The following is a 16,125-nucleotide window of genomic DNA, read 5'->3' as shown; positions in this document are numbered from 1 at the left end:
GCCGGGAGCCTGTCACCTTACGACGTATAGGCGTTAAGCGTCTGCCAGACGTCATAGGCCGAGATCACCGTCTCCATCTGCGCCGTATGGCCCGTGACGAAATCGTCGCCGTAGATAGTCTCGTCAGGATATTCGGTGATCAGCGTCAGCGGTACGGTATGGCGATCGTCGACGGACGACAGGCACGGGAAGCCGTTGATGATGCGGAAACCCGTCTCGCCGGCATGGGTTTCGTAGAGTGCGATCTGGCGATTGTTGTAGTCGAGAATGCCTGGAATTGCGCCGAGATGCCGGGTGACGTGGTCGAGGATGGCTTCCGCCTGCTGCGTCCAGCCGGCGTGGTGGCGCATGATCAGGAAGAAACCCTTCGGAAGCGTCCACATGCTAAAACCGCGCGGCACATAGCCGGATAGCGGCCGCGTCCATTCATGCGATGGATAGCCGTGCAGGTTGATATGCAGCTGTGCGCCGCTCAATTCCTGCGCTGTGAAACGGATGGCTTTCTCGTTGAGATGCTGGCCGGAATTTTCCACTGTGCGGTATTCGAGATCGTCGCCGAGCGCGGTGTAGCGGGCGGCGTGGTGCATGTGGCGCGGGTTATCGACACGCAGGCGCTGGTGCAGCGCGTAGCCATCCGGGTTCTCGATCGGCGAGATGGTGAAATGGGCGCCGGCACGCTGCTTGAGCGCACGGGCAGCGCGGATCGCGCCGACAATGCCGGTTGTCTCGTTCGGATGCTGGCCGCCGCTGATCATGACCGCCGCGTCGCTGCCTCTGACGTAACGCGCCGAGAGAACGCGACCGGATCGCGACCGGGCATCGAATTCCTCGCCGCCGATCCCCGCCAGCAATCTCGACATCTGCGACACGGCCGGTGGCTCGCTTGCCGTATCGATTGCCTGTTCCGGGCCATCCTGGAAACCGGTGCTCAGCGGCCGGGTTTCGAGCCGCACGCTGACCTCGCCGTTGCTGCGCACGATCTCCGGCACGATCTGGCCTGGCTTCAGACCACGGTCGCCGAGCGGGCGTCCGGACTTCTTCTGGAAGAATTCCAGCAGCGAGAAATAGAAGTCCTCGTGCAGGGCCTCGCGGAGGCTGACGACCTCGTCGCCAACCGCCAGCGGCATGTCTTCCGCCGGATAGGAAACGGCGATGTTGAGTTCTTCGAAATAGGGTTCTTCGTTGCCCCAGTCGTGGTTTGCGATCGCGTCGATTGCGAGGCTGAACAGGCGCTCGTAATCCGTCTCCAAGCGCTCGCCGGTCGCGCCATCGCGGCTGATCCAGCCGGTCGGGGAGAGATTGGTTTCCCCGACCGCATCTGTATGCACGCGGTTCGGCGCCTGAACCTTCAGCGTTTCCGTCTGGCCGTTGCGGGTGAGCGTGACGTCATAGACCAGTTCGTCATCTTCCCGCGCGATGAACGCGATATCAGCGTCTCCGACAAGTGCCGCAAGCGGATAGGCCTCGAGCCGGAAACGGTTGGCTGGGGCGTCCGCATGAACCGGATAACGCACCTGGATCGCTGTGACGCCTTCTCGGTCGATCTCTTCCAGAAACGCAAACAGAAGCGGCTTGTAGGCGCTGCGGATCCGCGCCGTGACGCCTTTGTTCTTCAACGCCTGTTCGGCGGCACGACGGCTCGTCGTGTCGTCGAATGTCCAGGCCTCGATGGACTGGCCGGGCGCAGCGCTTGCAACCAGCGTGTCGAGCGTACGCTCCAGTTTGGTTTCAAAGATCGAAGTCATGACGCTTAACCCTCGTTGATGCCGTGCTGGTTATCGGGACGTGCGGCCGGTCGGATCGAGACTGTCGCGCAGCCAGTCTCCGAGGAGGTTGAGGCCGAGCACGGTGAGCAGGATGGCAAGACCCGGGAAGACGCTGACCCACCATGCGGTCTGCAAATAGGTGCGGCCGTCGGCCAGCATGCCGCCCCAGCTTGGGATGGTCGGATCGACGCCGAGGCCGAGGAAGGTCAGGCTGCTTTCCAGCAGGATGTTGTTGGCGACGTTGAGTGTCATCAGCACGATCACCGGGCCGATCAGGTTCGGCAGAAGATGCTGGATGATGATGCGCCAGTCCTTCACCCCGATCGCGCGCGCCGAGAGGATGAACTCGCGTTCGCGCAGCGTCAGCACCGAGCCGCGCACCAGACGCGCATACTGCACCCATTGCGACACAATCAGAAGGATGATCGTGTTGGTCAGGCTTCCGCCGACGATGGCGATGAATGTGATAGCGAGCAGAATGAACGGCATCGCGAGCTGCAGGTCGGCAAAACGCATCACCAGCATGTCCCAGAAACCGCGGTAATAGCCGGCGATCAGGCCTACCAGCACGCCGAAGACGACGGCGCCGATGACGGAGGTGAAGCCGACCAGAAGCGAGATCTTGCCGCCGGCGACAACACGCGCCAGCACGTCACGGCCCAGCGGATCGGTTCCGAACGGGTGAGCGGCGGTTGCAAAGGGTTTGGCAAGCCGCGCCATCAGGTCGATCTTGTCGGCGCCGCCCGGAAACAGCAGGTCGGAAAACAGCACTGCGAGGCAGATGACGACGGTCAGGACCGTGCCTAGGATGAATTCGAGGCTTGCGAAGCGCCACCGGCTAGAGGTTTTTGTTGCCATTGCCGGTTACTCCGTGCGGATGCGGGGATCGACGAGGCCATAGGCGATGTCGACCAGAAGGTTGATGCCGACGATCATCAGCGACAAAACGGTGATGACGGCCTGAAGCACGGGAAAATCGCGGGCGCCGACGGCGTCGAAGGCAAGCGTGCCCAGTCCCGGCCAGTTGAAGACACGCTCGATGACGACGATGCCGCCGAGCAGGCCGCCGAACTGCAGGCCGAAATAGGTGATCAGCGGAATGGCGCAGTTGCGCAGCGCGTGCTTGTAGAGAACCTTGTTCTCGCTCAAGCCCTTGGCGCGCGCGACCATGATATATTGCGACTGCAGCGTTTCCAGCATCGAGGTGCGGACAAGACGCACATTCGTCGCGGTCAGGATCACGCCCATGGTGACGGCCGGCATGACATAGCTCGAAAAGCCCGACATGCCGCTTGGCGGCAGCCAGCCGAGCGTGATGGAGAACAAGAGGACCAGCATGGTGGCGAGCCAGAAATTCGGAAACGACAGGCCGATCAGCGAGAAAATGCGGATGGCCTGGTCGGCAGCCTTGCCGCGCGAGGTGGCAGCCTTGATGCCGAGCGGGATCGAAAGCGCGATCGACACGAACATCGAGATAAAGGCGAGCAGCAGGGTCGCCGGCAGGGCATTGCCGATCAGCATCGAGACCGACGTGCCGCCGGAAAAGCTGCGGCCGAAATCGAGCGTGACCAGCCCCTTCATGAACGTCCAGTACTGGACGAGGAACGGCTGGTCGGTTCCGAGCGCTGCGCGAATGCGCGCCAGATCGTCTTCCGTCATGCTACCGCCGCCCTGGAACATCGTGACGGCCGGATCACCGGTCAGGCGAATGGCGAACGAGACGATGAGCGTGATGGCGATGACGACGAAAATTGCCTGTAGCAATCGCTTGATGAGGAAACCGGCCACTGTGTTGTCCTTAAGGAGAAGTTCGGCCCCGCCCGGGTTGGCCCGGGCGGGGTGGCTTTTCAGATGACTATTCGACGGTGACGTCGGTCAGCTTCAGGCGGTTGTCCGGGGGCGCGATGAAGCCCTTGACCCGCTTGTTGATGCCGAAGATGGCGTTGCTGTTGTAGAGCGGCAGTTCGAGCGCGCGTTCCGACGCATAGGCGCCGACTTCCCGCAGGATCTTTTCGCGGGCCGCACGGTCGGTCAGCGGACGCTGCGATTCCAGCAGCTTGTCCAGCTTTTCGTCCTTATCGTACGGGTTCCACTTTTCGCCCGAGTGGTACATCGAATAGGCGGTGTTGTCGTAGTCGAACGTCCAGCCGCCCCACTTCTGCTGGAACATCGCGCCGGTCTTGCCCTGCGGGATGATGTCGTTCAGCAGAACGTTGGTTTCGTAAGGCTTGATGGTGGCGGTGATACCGACCATCGACAGGTAGCTCGAAATGACCTGCGCCACTTCGTTCATCGTCGCATCATTGCCGCGGATATCGATCTGCAGCGTCGCACCAGCCTTCACGCCGGCCTCTGCCAGCAGCATCTTGGCACCGGCCGGATCATAAGGGATTGCCTTGAGATCAGGATCGAAGCCGAAGGAAAGCGCGCTCTGGAAGCTGGTGATCTCGGAGGCCTGGCCGGCGAGGATCGACTTGACGATCGTGCCGCGATCGACAGCCATGATGATCGCCTTGCGCACCTTCGGGTCGGCTGTGATGCCGTCACGGGTGTTGAAGCGCAGCGCGTCGACGGTCGGGCCGGGAACGGAAACGATTTCCAGCTTGTTGTCGCCTTCGATGACCGGCAGCATGCCGATCGGAATGGTCGGCGGGATCACCAGATCGACGCGGCCAGCCTGCAGTTCGGCAACAGCGGTTGCCGGCTCAGCGATAAAGCGGAACTGGAGTTCCGACAGTTTCGGCGCGCCGCCCCAATAGTCGGCATTGGCTTCGAGCTTGATGTCGACCTTGGGCTGGTAGGATACGAACTTGAACGCGCCCGTGCCGACCGGGTTGAGGTTGAAATTGTCCTCACCCTTTTCCTGGATGTATTTCGGCGGAACGATCATCGCGCCGTAACCGGCGAGCTTGGTCAGAAGAACCGGATCGGCAGCCTTGAGCTTCAGGTCGACCGTATAGTCGTCGATGACGTCGATGCTCTCGATCGAGATGTAGTTCGAACGCTGTGGGCCCTTGGCACCCTGTTCGCCGAGAAGGCGCTCGAAGGTGAACTTGACGGCGGCTGCGTTGAAGGGCTCGCCGTTGTGGAACTTCACATTCTGGCGCAGCTTGAAGCGGATCCGCTTTCCTTCGTCGAGTTCTTCCCAGGACTCAGCCAGACCCGGAACGAGCTTCAGGTCCGGACCGCGATAGGTCAGACCGTCGAAGATGTTGGTGGCAACGGCTGCCCACTGCACGAGAAACGTATCGATCGGATCCCAGCTGCCCGGATCCTGTGGGCTCGAAATGGTCAGCTTTCCGGCAGCGAAGGCGGGCGCCGACGCGAAAGCTGTCGAGAGCGCAAGCGCCACTGCGGTCGCCTTCAGTCCCCGTTTGATTGTTGTCATTGATCTGTTCCTCTTCAGATGGTTGCGATTGTGTCGCTGGTTTCAGGCGCTCTTCGCGACGAAGTGGCCTGGATTGATTTCCTCGTGCACGAGGATGGCGGGCTCGTCACCGACGCGCCTCACCGGATTGGGAATTTCGCCCTCGATCATCGCCGATTGGCGGGCGACGGTCGGATCGGCGACCGGTACGGCGGACAGAAGGCGACGGGTGTAATCGTGGGCCGGCGTCTCGAAAACCTGGCGTCGTGAGCCAAGTTCCATGATCTGGCCGAGAAACAGAACCGCGACGCGGTGGCTCATTTTCTCGACCACGGCCATGTCATGGCTGATGAACAGGTAGGCGAGACCGCGTTCGGCCTGCAGATCCATGAACAGGTTGATGATCTGTGCCTGGATCGACACGTCGAGCGCCGACAGCGCCTCGTCGGCAATGATCAGCTTCGGATCGGAGGCAAGCGCGCGGGCAATGCAGACGCGCTGCCGCTGGCCGCCGGAAAACTCGTGCGGATAACGGGTTGCGACATCGGAGGTGAGGCCGACACGTTCCAGCAGTTCGTCGACGCGGCGGCGGACGGCCTTGCTATCGGAGATCAGGCTGTGGGTGTTGATCGGCTCGGCGATCGAGAAGCCGACGGTTTTGCGCGGGTCAAGCGAGGCGAACGGGTCCTGGAAGATGTACTGCACATCCTGGCGCAAGCGGAATCGCTCGGCAGCGGACATCGACGAGAAGGTTCGGCCATTGAAGGCAATGTCGCCGGACATGGCAGACTGAAGCTGCTGGATCGTCCGGCCGATCGTCGACTTGCCCGATCCGCTTTCGCCAACCAGTGCCAGCGTCTCACCGGGGTTGATGTCGAAACTCACTTTCTGCACGGCGCTCAAGCGATGGGTGGCCTTGCCGAACAGGTTCTTCTTGATGTCGAAGCGGACGTAGAGATCCTTGACGGACAGGAGCGGCGTTGCGCCATTCTTGACCGTGTCCTGGATCCGCTCCACGCCGACGACGGTCGGCTTGCCATCCTGCAAAATGGTCAGTGGCAGACGCTTCGGGAAAGCCTCTCCCATCATGCTGCCGAGCTTCGGCACGGCCGAAAGCAGGGCCTGAGTATAGGGATGCTGCGGGTTGGCGAAGATCTCGCGAACCAGACCTTCCTCGACTTTCTTACCCTTCCACATGACGACGACATGGTCTGCCATTTCGGCAACGACGCCCATGTCATGGGTGATGAACACCATGCCCATGCCGAGCGTCTTCTGCAGATCCCGCATGATGTTGAGGATCTGCGCCTGGATGGTAACGTCGAGCGCAGTCGTCGGCTCGTCGGCAATCAGCAGCTTCGGGCGGCAGGCAAGCGCCATCGCGATCATCACGCGCTGACGCATGCCGCCGGACAGCTGGTGCGGAAAGCGGGTCAGAAGTTCTTCAGAGTCGGGCAGGCGCACCATGTCGAGCAGCCGGCCGGCCTCGGCCAGGGCCGCGCTCTTGCTCATCTTCTCGTGTAGGACAAGCACTTCGCAGATCTGGTCGCCGATGGTGAAGACCGGGTTGAGCGAGGTCATCGGCTCCTGGAAGATCATGGCGATCTCCTTGCCGCGGACCGACCGCATCTCTTTCTGGCTGGCTTGCAACAGGTCGCGGCCGTTGAACATGATGCGACCGGATGCATAGTTTGCACCCATCATGTCGGCGAGACGCATGGTCGACAGCGAGGTCACCGATTTGCCCGAACCGGACTCGCCGACCACGGCGACCGTCTGGCCGGCCTCGACGGTAAAGGACAGGTCGTCGACGACGCGGCTTTCGCCGAATTCGACGCTCAGGCGTTCGACCGACAGGAGCGGCTTGCTGTTTTCGGTCATGCTCATGTCCGCGTCTCCGTCGTGCTAGTGGTTCCGGCGTCGTCCGGGGCGATACGGGCAATGACTGCGCCGGCAGTCTGGGAGGATCCGGCCTTTGCCAGTAGGCTGATGATACCGTTAACAGGTGCGGTGACGGCGGTTTCCATCTTCATCACGTCCATCATGGCAAGAACTTCGCCTTCACGGACGGCTGCGCCATCCTCGACATTCCATTGCACGAGCAGGCCGGGAACGGAGGCGCGAACAGCGCCGGCATCATTCTCGGCAGCGTCCGGTCCGGCGCTCGATGCCGTCGCCGGCATCTGGCCCAACAGGCGCAGAAACGTATCGGGGATGCCGATCTCGACACGTTTGCCGTCGATCTCGACATGGCCGCGAAGAAGCCCGCTGGCGGATGCCGGGGCAGGGCGGGCAGCGTCTTCGAGCATCTCGGCGAAATCCGTTTCGATCCAGCGCGTGTGGACGCGGAAGTCCGCGCCTGAGAAATCCGCATGATCGAGCACCGCACGGTGGAACGGCAGGACGGACGGCACGCCCTCGATCGTGAATTCGCTGAGCGCGCGGCGGGCACGGGCAATGGCCTGATCGCGCGTCGCACCCCAGACGACGAGCTTTGCAGCCAGCGAGTCGAACATCGGCGGAATGACCGAACCCGTCGTGACGCCGCTATCGAGACGTACGCCCGGCCCCGATGGCGCCGTGAAATTCGAGATCTCGCCGGCGGACGGCAGGAAGCCGCGACCGGGATCTTCCATATTGATGCGGAATTCGATCGCGTGGCCACGCGGCTCCGGCATCGTGGTCACGCTGATCGGCAGGCCTTCGGCAATGCGGAACTGTTCGATGACGAGGTCGAGACCGGTAGTCTCTTCGGTGATCGGATGTTCCACCTGCAGGCGGGTATTCACCTCGAGGAAGGAGATGACGCCATCGGCGCTGAGCAGGAATTCGACTGTGCCGGCACCGGTATAGCCAGCCTCTGCGCAGATATCGCGCGAGGCCGCGTGGATCTTTTCGCGCTGCTCGTCCGAGAGGAACGGTGCGGGGGCTTCCTCGACGAGCTTCTGGTTGCGCCGCTGCAGCGAGCAGTCGCGTGTGCCGACGACGAGTACATTGCCGTGGCTGTCCGCCAGCACCTGGGCTTCGATATGCCTCGGCCGGTCCAGGAACTGCTCGACATAGCACTCGCCACGACCGAAGGCTGCGACCGCTTCGCGCGTTGCCGATGAGAACAGTTCTTCGACCTCGTCGAGATCGCGGGCGATCTTCAGGCCGCGTCCGCCGCCACCATGCGCCGCCTTGATGGCAATCGGCATGCCGAATTGGCGTGCGAAAGAAAGGGCCTGGGCAGGCGAGGTGATCGCTCCGTCGCTACCGGCAACGAGCGGTGCACCGACCTTTTGGGCGATCGCGCGGGCCTGGAGCTTGTCGCCGAGCGCCTCGATCACGTGAGGGGCTGGACCGATCCAGACCAGCCCGGCATCGATGACAGCCTTTGCGAATTCCGCGCGCTCGGAGAGAAAGCCATAGCCGGGATGCACGGCGTCGGCGCCGGAGCGCTTTGCGACCGCGATCAGCTTCTCGATGTCGATATAGGTTTCCCGGGCCGTGGCACCGTTCAGGGAATATGCCTCATCGGCCTGCGCCACGAACATCGCATCGGCATCGGCGTCCGCGTAGACGGCAACCGAGGTCAGGCCGTAATCCTTGCCGGCCCGAATGATCCGCACCGCGATCTCGCCGCGGTTAGCTATCAGAACCTTCTTCATGGGTATTTTCCTAAGATGGACCGGGGAGCGAAGGCGCTGATCGCGTTGAAACGGATCTTCGCTCCGACAGGGATCTGGCCTGCGAGATCGAGATGATGGCGGGCGACATTGGCAATGACCGGATAACCGCCGGTCAGCGGATGATCGGCAAGGAACAGGACCGGCTGACCGCTCGCCGGCACCTGAAGCGCCCCGCGCACGGTTGCCTCGCTCGGCAACTCTGCGTGGTTCTGGCGCTCCAGCGCTTCACCGGAAAGACGGATGCCGACCCGGCTCGATTGCGGCGTTACCGACCATTCCTGGGACAGGAATGTCTCGACGGCGCTTTGTGTGAACCAGTCTGTGCGCGGGCCCATGACCACGTCGAGCACGACGGTCTCCACAGTGTCCGGCATGTCGAACGCCGGTCGTTCTGGCGCAGCAACGGTCGATCCCAGCACCGGCGGGCGAATTCCGATAACGGCGCCCGCGCCAAGTGCTGCAGGCCCGATCTGCGCCAGGGTATCCGTCGCCGCGCTGCCGAGAACCGGCGTCACGTCAAAGCCGCCGCGCAGTGCCAGATAGGAGCGCATGCCGGCTGTCGGTTGCCCGAGCGAAACGATGTCGCCGTCATCGAGCGCGATTGCTTCGCCATGGGCTACCGACAGCTTTCGGCCAAAGGTGGTGACAATCGTGATCGGCGTGAATGCACCCGTCACCGCAATCACGCCGCGGCCGCGCATGCGAAAACGGAAGCCGCCAAGCGAGATCTCCAGCGCCGGCGTGCCGACCGGATTGCCGACGAGGCGGTTGGCGGCCTTGAAACTGCTGCGATCGACTGCGCCAGATACGCTGATGCCCTGGTTTGCTTGACCAGCGCGGCCGAGATCCTGAAACAGGACCGGCAGGCCGACGGCCAGAACCTCGATTGCGCAGTTTGAATAGCTTGCCGCAACCGGAGCAGTCGCAGTTTTCGCAGGGGCCGAAACTTCGTAGGCTTTGTCGGCCGCCATATCGCGAAAACGCACGCGACTTCCCGGCTGGAGAAGCGAGGCGGGTGCGCGATCGATATCGAACATGGCAAGCGGCGTCGTGCCGATCAGCTGCCAGCCGCCTGGGCTGGTCTTGGGATAGATGCCGCTGAATTCTCCGGCAAGGCCGACGGCGCCGGCCGGAACCCGGGTCCGGGGCGATTTGCGTCGGGGTACGTTAAGCCGCTGATCGCCGCCGGAGAGATAGGCGAAACCGGGCGCGAAACCGGTAAAGGCTGCGACATACTCGCTTTCGCCGTGCAGGCGAATAACGTCCGCGACGCTCATGCCGAGGATGGTGGCAACTTCGCCAAGATCCTCGCCATCGTAACGAACTGGGATTTCGACCAGCGGACCAGACGCCGCCTTGCGCTCGCCACCCGCGAGCGCGGCAACCGCATCCGTCAGCGCATCGTTTGAAATCATACTAGGATCGAACGCAATCAGCAGCGTGCGTGCTGCCGGGATGATCTCGCGGATACCGTCGACTGGGTTGGTTTCCAGCGCATCGAACAGCGCCAGCGCCTCGGCCAGATCGGCGAGTTCGACCAGAATGCTGTCGTCACGCACGGGCAGAAAGCGCATGGATGTATCACGAGGCATGGACGGGGGAGCTATATGCATGCCGGGTTATACGGCCGGCGCGAAGGGCTGGACGGCATGGCCGGATTCTTCCAGAAGCGCGCGCAGCCGCTGCGCGATCGCGACTGCGCCTGGGCTGTCGCCATGCACGCAGATGGACTGCGCATCGATCTTCGTCATCGTGCCGTCGATCGCTTCGATCGCACCGTCGCGGACCATGCGCAGCATCCGCTGGGCCACGAGTTCGGGATCATGCAGGACCGAGCCTTTTTCGCGGCGGGAGACAAGGTTGCCTTCCGGCGTATAGGCGCGATCGGCAAAGGCCTCGGCAACGACGGTCAGGCCGGCACTACGGGCCTGCTCAACCAGCTGTGAACCGGCCAGCGCCATCAGCACCAGCGAAGGATCGATGGCCCGGATTGCGGCGATCACATCGGCTGCCTGCCGCGCGTCGATGGCGATCGTATTGTAGAGCGCGCCATGCGGCTTCACATAGGTAACGCGGGTGCCGGCAGCCTTGGCCAGGCCCTGCAAGGCGCCGATCTGATAGATCACGTCGCCAATCAGTTCTTCGCTCGAAGGATCCATGTTGCGACGGCCAAAGCCTGCCAGATCGCGATAGCCGACATGCGCACCAATCGCCACGCCACGTTCTGCGGCGGCCTTCACTGTCTTGAGAATCCCTGCCGGATCGCCGGCGTGGAAACCACAGGCGACGTTGGCGCTGCTCACCACGTCGAGCATGGCGGAATCGTCACCCATCTTCCAGGCGCCGAAGCTCTCGCCCAAGTCACTGTTGATGTCGATGGTCAGCATACTGTCCGCGCGCCCTCATCCTCGTTGACTAGACGCTAACAAAGGCGAACAATGCTGTCCAGAGTGTTGAACAATTTTTATATGTTGCTCTACAGTTAGGCAAATGCGCAATAATGATGCGTCACCCGCGTTTTGCACGGTTTAGTGGACCATGCGGGTTCGAGTTCGGCTCATTTCGCTTGTGACGGGGTTCGAAGCGCTTTACCGAAAATTGAGACGAGATCCGGAGCGAGGGGCAAAGGCTTGGCTGAACGCAAACTGCAAGGCGCTGATAAAGGCGTACTTTCTGTTCCAGACGGCAACGGTCCAGTGATTGCGCGTCCGGGCGAGCCGGTGCAGACGCTTGCCGAAAGCGTTGCCAGTCGTATCCGCGAACAGGTTATCTCCGGCAGGCTTACTCCCGGCAGTCACCTTTCAGAATTGACGCTTAGCGACGAGATGCAGGTATCACGCAACACGTTGCGCGAAGTATTCCGCATTCTGACCAAGGAAGGGCTGCTGCGATACGAAGCCAATCGGGGCGTTTTCGTTTCGACGCCCAGCATGGCAACAATCATCGATATCTACCGCGTCCGGCGGGTTATCGAATGCTCGGCAATTGCCAATGCGCATCCGCGCCATCCGGGCGTTGCGAAAATGCGGGCGGCCGTCGAGGCGGCGGCACTCTCGCGGGAGACGAAGGACTGGTTGAGCGTCGGTACTGCCGATATCGCATTCCATTCAGCCGTCGTGGAACTCGCCGACAGCTCACGCCTTTCGGCCTTCTACGCACAGATATCCCTGGAACTGCGCCTCGTCTTCGGCCTACTGCGCGATCCGGAGCTGCTGCATGGTCCGTTCATCGACCAGAACCTCGAGATCCTCACCGAACTGGAAGCGGGTCGCGCGCAGGAAGCATCCATCATGCTCGAGGCCTACCTTCTGCGCGCCGAACGGCTCATTCTGGGCGCCTATGCGCGCGTGACGAAGTAACGCTTTCGTCTTCGAATTCGACCATCACGCCGGGCTTCACCATGCTGGCCAGTTCCTCGGCGTCCCAGTTCGTGAGACGCACACAACCGTGCGAGCCCGCCTTATCGATCAGCGACGGCTCCGGCGTTCCGTGAATGCCATAGGTCGGCTCCGACAGATCGATCCATACCGTTCCGACCGGATTGTTGGCACCGCTCGGGAGTGTGAGCTTGGACTTGTTTTGTCCCTGCTGGAAGTTGATTTTTGGATTGTATTCATAGGTCGGGTTACGGGCGACGCCGTTGACCTTATGCTTGCCGGAGGGCGAAGGATTATCCTCGCTCCCGATCGTGGCCGGATAAACCGCGATGATAGCATCCTGATCGTCGTAAGCGACCAGTTGTCCTTCCTTGCGACGAGCTTCTATCCGTTTGACGACGCCGGCGCGGGGCGCACCGATGTTGGCGACCAAGATGGTTTCGCCTGCCTCGAATTTCGCCGATGGGTTCAGCGCACGCACGAGGTCCACGTCCATATGGAACCGCTCGGCGAGCTTTTCAGCGACGCTGGTAAAGCCAAGATGCTCCATCTTGGCCTGTTCGGCATAATCCTTTGGAATCTCGGCGACGATGTCTGCAGCATCATCGGGATCGATCTGGTATGGACCGACGACATGCTGATCGTCCGCCAGACGCGTAACCACGTCGGGGTCGACTTTCCCGTCGACGGGAAGGCTCTGGAGAGCTTCGAAACCCGCGACAGCCTTGCGAACATTGTTTCCGTCCAGGCCGTCGATCACGCCCGGGGAAGCGCCGGCGCGATCGAGGAGAACCTGAAGGTGAATGATCGCTGGATCCGGGGCAGGCTTCTCCTGCTGCTGGACTGGCTCTAGCGGAACAGCCGCAATATCCGCGTTATTGACCACCTCAGCGGTCAATTCCTGCGCTTGCGCGGCTCCGAATGTGATTGAGGATAGAAGCGAGACAAGCAGGATTTTGTTTTTCATGGCGTTAGAAGGCGTGAGTCCGACCGAAGTTCCGTCCTTTTAGAAATTCTGGTCGGGCAAGCGGCTCAGACAGCCAGAGAACGCGGCAGCCGTTATCCTGACGACGGGTTTACAGCCCGCGAATATCGAGCCGTCCCGACTTCTGCATGTCTTCGAACCAGCGCTTTTCGGCGGCCCAGGCATGACCGTCCCAGCCTTCGAACGAAAAGCCCGCCACGATCACAGGCGGTGCATCTTCCGGGCGATTGAGGAGGGTTTCGAACGCATAGACAAAGCCCGAGCTCAAGGCTGCGTCCGGCGCCGCGCCACGTGCCTCCAGCTCCTGTCGGGCCTGATCGTGAACGGATTGCTCGATATAGCGCACGCGTTTTCCGATGCCCTCCAGCAACGACGTCAGCTCCAAGGCGCCGCATTCGTCGCCGGGATCCGAACTCGGCGGAAAAACCAAGGTAATCAGTGCGGCTTTTCGCATCGCGGGGCGATTGGTGAACTCCGGGTCGGCCAGCCATTCAGTCGCCTGTCCGCCGCGGCTGACGAGAACCAGTTCGGAGATCTCCGTCCCCGAGACGTCCATGAACCCAGCGGTATTGTTAAAGCGCGTGACCCAGTCACAGCGATCCGTCATCTGCCCGGCATCGACGAAGTCAGGGCAGTTGCCGATGATCGCGATATGGCTTTCGTCTCGGATGTTTGTCTCGTCCTTCAAGATCTTGCCTTTCCAGACTTGGCTATTGCCTGCCGGTAGAGCGCCATGGTCTCGCGACCGAGATAGGGTCTATCGAAACGGCCGGCTGCCAGCACGGCGCGATGATGCAGTTGTTCACGCAACTGTGGCGACTGGATAAGGGATCGCAAGGAGGCTGCGATGTCCTGGGGAAGCGTTCGTTCCGCGAGTAGCCCGGCTCCGGTCGCTCCGACGAATTCCCGCGCGCTCGGATCTTCAGCCGACGCAACCACGGGCCGCCCGAACGCAATCGCCTCCTGGTAAACCAGTCCGAAGCTTTCGTATCGCGACGGTGCCGCAACGATATGAGCCTGCCGATAGAGGTCGTGAAGCATTTCGTCGGGTTGGCGGCCCAGGGCGGTTACCCGTTCGCGCGCACGAGCGCTCATCTGCGACGGCAGATCGACGGACGGCACGCCGAGCAGATTGACGTGAAACGGAGGAAGTGTTCCGGAAGCGACTTCGGCGGCCAGAATTTCTACCGCACCCATCAGCTCTGCAAAACCCTTGCGCTGTTCCGCACGTCCGACGAACAGGATTCTGACAGGTTTCTCTCCAGCCGGGTAGGGCGATGACTGTGCCGTCTTCAGCAATTCAGGCGGCAGCGAAAGACCGATCGTCCGATGCGGTATTTGGCTATCGATCTTATAGAGGTCGACGATCCGTCGACCGTGTTCGTCCGTATTGGAGATCAGCCCGGCGCTCGACCCTGCCTGCTTCTTTTCCAGCAAGTCCGCAGCCGCCGCGTCCAGCTTGTCTCGAACCGGCAGCTCAGCCATCCTGCTCCAGGCAGCGGGCGTCGAATTGCGCGTCACAAGCGCAAATCCGTGGCGACCCGTCAGCAAACTCGCTGGCGCGTACCAGTTGGTTGCTTCCACCACGTCGAAGGGCTTTGCCGCATGATCACGCAAAACGGCCTGGCGGAACCGCAGCGGTGCGGCGGCGTGACCGATCGCAGCCCATCTGCGCAGGCGGCCGATACGGGATTGATCCGAGATTTCACAACCGACGACGCGAACGCCGTCTATGTCCACGGCTCCCGAGCGATCGAGCGTAAAGACAGTCACGTCGCAGCCCTCGCCAGAGAGCGCCGTAGCGATCTCCCTGGCCGCCGTCGAAAGTCCGCTTGGAGACGGCGGGTAGTCCCAGGCGAGAAGCGCTGTCCGCATCACGACTTCAGCATCCTCTTGTATATCTCGATATAGTCCCGCGCCATGCGGTCTGCGGTAAAGCGCTCCTCGAACCGGGCGCGGATGCGGCGGCGATCGAGGCTTCCCACCTTGTTGACCGCTTCGACTGCCTGCGCTTCGTTCTCGACGATAAAGCCGGTGACACCGTCTTCCACCACTTCGGAGACCGAACCCTTGTTCCACGCAATCACGGGCGTGCCGCAGGCCATGGCCTCGATCATGACCAGACCGAACGGTTCCGGCCAGTCGATCGGAAACAGCAGCGCTGTCGCACCGCGGAGCAGCTCGCTCTTGGCCGCATCACCGACCGGCCCGACATACTCGACACCATCGCCAAGCTTCGGCCGGACATAGGTGTCGAAATAGAGAGGATTGCCGACGTCAACCGTACCGGCGAGCTTGATGGGGTGACCGCACTCGACCGCAACGTCGATTGCCTTGTCCGGCCGCTTCTGGTCGGTCATGCGCCCGATGAAGGCGAGATAGGACCCGGGCTCAAAGGAGGGCTCAAAGCGGTCTCCGTCGACGCCGTGAAGGACGACGCCGGCGCGGTTGGCTTCTGGGATCCCACGTTGCTGGGACGCTGAAATGGCCGCGACCGGCAGGTCGGGGAAGGCATTGAAGAACAGCTTCCGGTCAAGCTCGTCGACGCGCCAATGGATCGTTGTCAGCGATTTCGAGCGCTGATCGCCCAGCAGGGTCGCGTGAAAGAACTCGCCGTGGAAATGCAGGATGTCGAACTCGGCGAGCCGCTGGCGAACCTCATCCAACGTCACGCTTTCGAGCACTGCCGGTATCGAAGGCGGCACGGTGCCGTGTTCGCTCTCCAGAAACTGCAAGCTCGGCAGGGACCCGATACGGGTGACCGGCGTGGTGCTATCGGATGCCGCAAACAGGGTAACCTCACAACCCTGGCGTTGCATCGCTACGCAGAGGTCGTGGATCACACGCTCCGTTCCGCCATGATCGCGGGGAGGAACGGGGAAGATACTTGGTGCAACCTGCGCAACCCTTATCGGCTTCGGGAGTTCCGGTGCGCATTCTAGCATTTTGTATCCTTGTT

Annotated in this window: 13 protein-coding genes; 1 reads left to right on the top strand and 12 read right to left on the bottom strand. The window is 61.9% G+C overall.

What is annotated here, in order from left to right:
* Positions 1-17 precede the first annotated feature (17 nt).
* The 8 genes from ASF70_RS05850 to ASF70_RS05815 form a co-directional block, all read right to left on the bottom strand.
* Complete coding sequence (locus tag ASF70_RS05850; protein WP_062578193.1) at positions 18-1,745, bottom strand: M14 family metallopeptidase; 1,728 nt, start codon at positions 1,743-1,745, stop codon at positions 18-20.
* A 30-nt stretch (positions 1,746-1,775) separates the two neighbouring features.
* Positions 1,776-2,624, bottom strand: coding sequence for an ABC transporter permease (locus ASF70_RS05845; RefSeq protein WP_062578191.1), 849 nt, complete (start codon positions 2,622-2,624; stop codon positions 1,776-1,778).
* A gap of 6 nt (positions 2,625-2,630) precedes the next feature.
* A complete protein-coding gene (locus tag ASF70_RS05840; protein ID WP_062578189.1) occupies positions 2,631-3,554 on the bottom strand; it encodes an ABC transporter permease in 924 nt (307 codons plus the stop codon).
* Positions 3,555-3,621: 67 nt separating this feature from the next.
* Positions 3,622-5,154 carry an ABC transporter substrate-binding protein gene (locus ASF70_RS05835; RefSeq protein ID WP_062578187.1) on the bottom strand — a complete coding sequence of 511 codons (1,533 nt, stop codon included), beginning with the start codon at positions 5,152-5,154 and terminating at the stop codon, positions 3,622-3,624.
* A gap of 42 nt (positions 5,155-5,196) precedes the next feature.
* Positions 5,197-7,020, bottom strand: coding sequence for an ABC transporter ATP-binding protein (locus ASF70_RS05830; protein ID WP_156461780.1), 1,824 nt, complete (start codon positions 7,018-7,020; stop codon positions 5,197-5,199).
* Positions 7,017-8,783, bottom strand: coding sequence for a biotin carboxylase N-terminal domain-containing protein (locus ASF70_RS05825; protein ID WP_062578185.1), 1,767 nt, complete (start codon positions 8,781-8,783; stop codon positions 7,017-7,019). Before ASF70_RS05825 ends, ASF70_RS05830 begins: the two co-directional genes overlap by 4 nt.
* Positions 8,780-10,378 carry a 5-oxoprolinase subunit PxpB gene (gene pxpB / locus ASF70_RS05820; protein ID WP_062578184.1) on the bottom strand — a complete coding sequence of 533 codons (1,599 nt, stop codon included), beginning with the start codon at positions 10,376-10,378 and terminating at the stop codon, positions 8,780-8,782. Before pxpB ends, ASF70_RS05825 begins: the two co-directional genes overlap by 4 nt.
* 45 nt (positions 10,379-10,423) lie before the next feature.
* Entirely contained in the window at positions 10,424-11,191 is a 768-nt protein-coding gene (locus ASF70_RS05815; RefSeq protein WP_062578181.1) for a 5-oxoprolinase subunit PxpA, read from the bottom strand.
* 312 nt (positions 11,192-11,503) lie between these two features.
* Between ASF70_RS05815 and ASF70_RS05810 the strand changes: the two genes are divergently transcribed.
* Complete coding sequence (locus ASF70_RS05810) at positions 11,504-12,163, top strand: GntR family transcriptional regulator (protein WP_200943527.1); 660 nt, start codon at positions 11,504-11,506, stop codon at positions 12,161-12,163.
* Here the strand turns inward: ASF70_RS05810 and ASF70_RS05805 are convergent.
* The 4 genes from ASF70_RS05805 to ASF70_RS05790 form a co-directional block, all read right to left on the bottom strand.
* Positions 12,129-13,148, bottom strand: coding sequence for a L,D-transpeptidase (locus ASF70_RS05805; protein WP_062578178.1), 1,020 nt, complete (start codon positions 13,146-13,148; stop codon positions 12,129-12,131). The two genes, ASF70_RS05810 and ASF70_RS05805, sit on opposite strands and share 35 nt — an antisense overlap.
* 109 nt (positions 13,149-13,257) lie before the next feature.
* Entirely contained in the window at positions 13,258-13,854 is a 597-nt protein-coding gene (locus tag ASF70_RS05800; RefSeq protein ID WP_062459445.1) for a hypothetical protein, read from the bottom strand.
* Complete coding sequence (locus ASF70_RS05795; RefSeq protein ID WP_062578176.1) at positions 13,851-15,041, bottom strand: glycosyltransferase family 4 protein; 1,191 nt, start codon at positions 15,039-15,041, stop codon at positions 13,851-13,853. Before ASF70_RS05795 ends, ASF70_RS05800 begins: the two co-directional genes overlap by 4 nt.
* Positions 15,041-16,111, bottom strand: a complete 1,071-nt coding sequence (locus ASF70_RS05790) for a glycosyltransferase family 4 protein (RefSeq protein WP_062578174.1) — start codon at positions 16,109-16,111, stop codon at positions 15,041-15,043. The genes ASF70_RS05795 and ASF70_RS05790 overlap by 1 nt, the downstream gene beginning before the upstream one ends.
* Between the last annotated feature and the right edge of the window lie 14 nt (positions 16,112-16,125).

The organism is Rhizobium sp. Leaf321 (assembly GCF_001423215.1).
GTDB classification, from domain to species: domain Bacteria; phylum Pseudomonadota; class Alphaproteobacteria; order Rhizobiales; family Rhizobiaceae; genus Neorhizobium; species Neorhizobium soli.
Note: the sequence above shows the minus strand (reverse complement) of the source record. Positions and strands in the feature narration are given on the sequence as shown.

Bases quoted from the DNA above. Each gene is read 5' to 3' on its own strand.
- ASF70_RS05795 (WP_062578176.1), bottom strand. From the start codon at position 15,041: ATGCGGACAGCGCTTCTCGCCTGGGACTACCCGCCGTCTCCAAGCGGA.
- pxpB (WP_062578184.1), bottom strand. From the start codon at position 10,378: ATGCGCTTTCTGCCCGTGCGTGACGACAGCATTCTGGTCGAACTCGCC.
- ASF70_RS05845 (WP_062578191.1), bottom strand. From the start codon at position 2,624: ATGGCAACAAAAACCTCTAGCCGGTGGCGCTTCGCAAGCCTCGAATTC.
- ASF70_RS05825 (WP_062578185.1), bottom strand. From the start codon at position 8,783: ATGAAGAAGGTTCTGATAGCTAACCGCGGCGAGATCGCGGTGCGGATC.
- ASF70_RS05815 (WP_062578181.1), bottom strand. From the start codon at position 11,191: ATGCTGACCATCGACATCAACAGTGACTTGGGCGAGAGCTTCGGCGCC.
- ASF70_RS05850 (WP_062578193.1), bottom strand. From the start codon at position 1,745: ATGACTTCGATCTTTGAAACCAAACTGGAGCGTACGCTCGACACGCTG.
- ASF70_RS05790 (WP_062578174.1), bottom strand. From the start codon at position 16,111: ATGCTAGAATGCGCACCGGAACTCCCGAAGCCGATAAGGGTTGCGCAG.
- ASF70_RS05830 (WP_156461780.1), bottom strand. From the start codon at position 7,020: ATGAGCATGACCGAAAACAGCAAGCCGCTCCTGTCGGTCGAACGCCTG.
- ASF70_RS05835 (WP_062578187.1), bottom strand. From the start codon at position 5,154: ATGACAACAATCAAACGGGGACTGAAGGCGACCGCAGTGGCGCTTGCG.
- ASF70_RS05805 (WP_062578178.1), bottom strand. From the start codon at position 13,148: ATGAAAAACAAAATCCTGCTTGTCTCGCTTCTATCCTCAATCACATTC.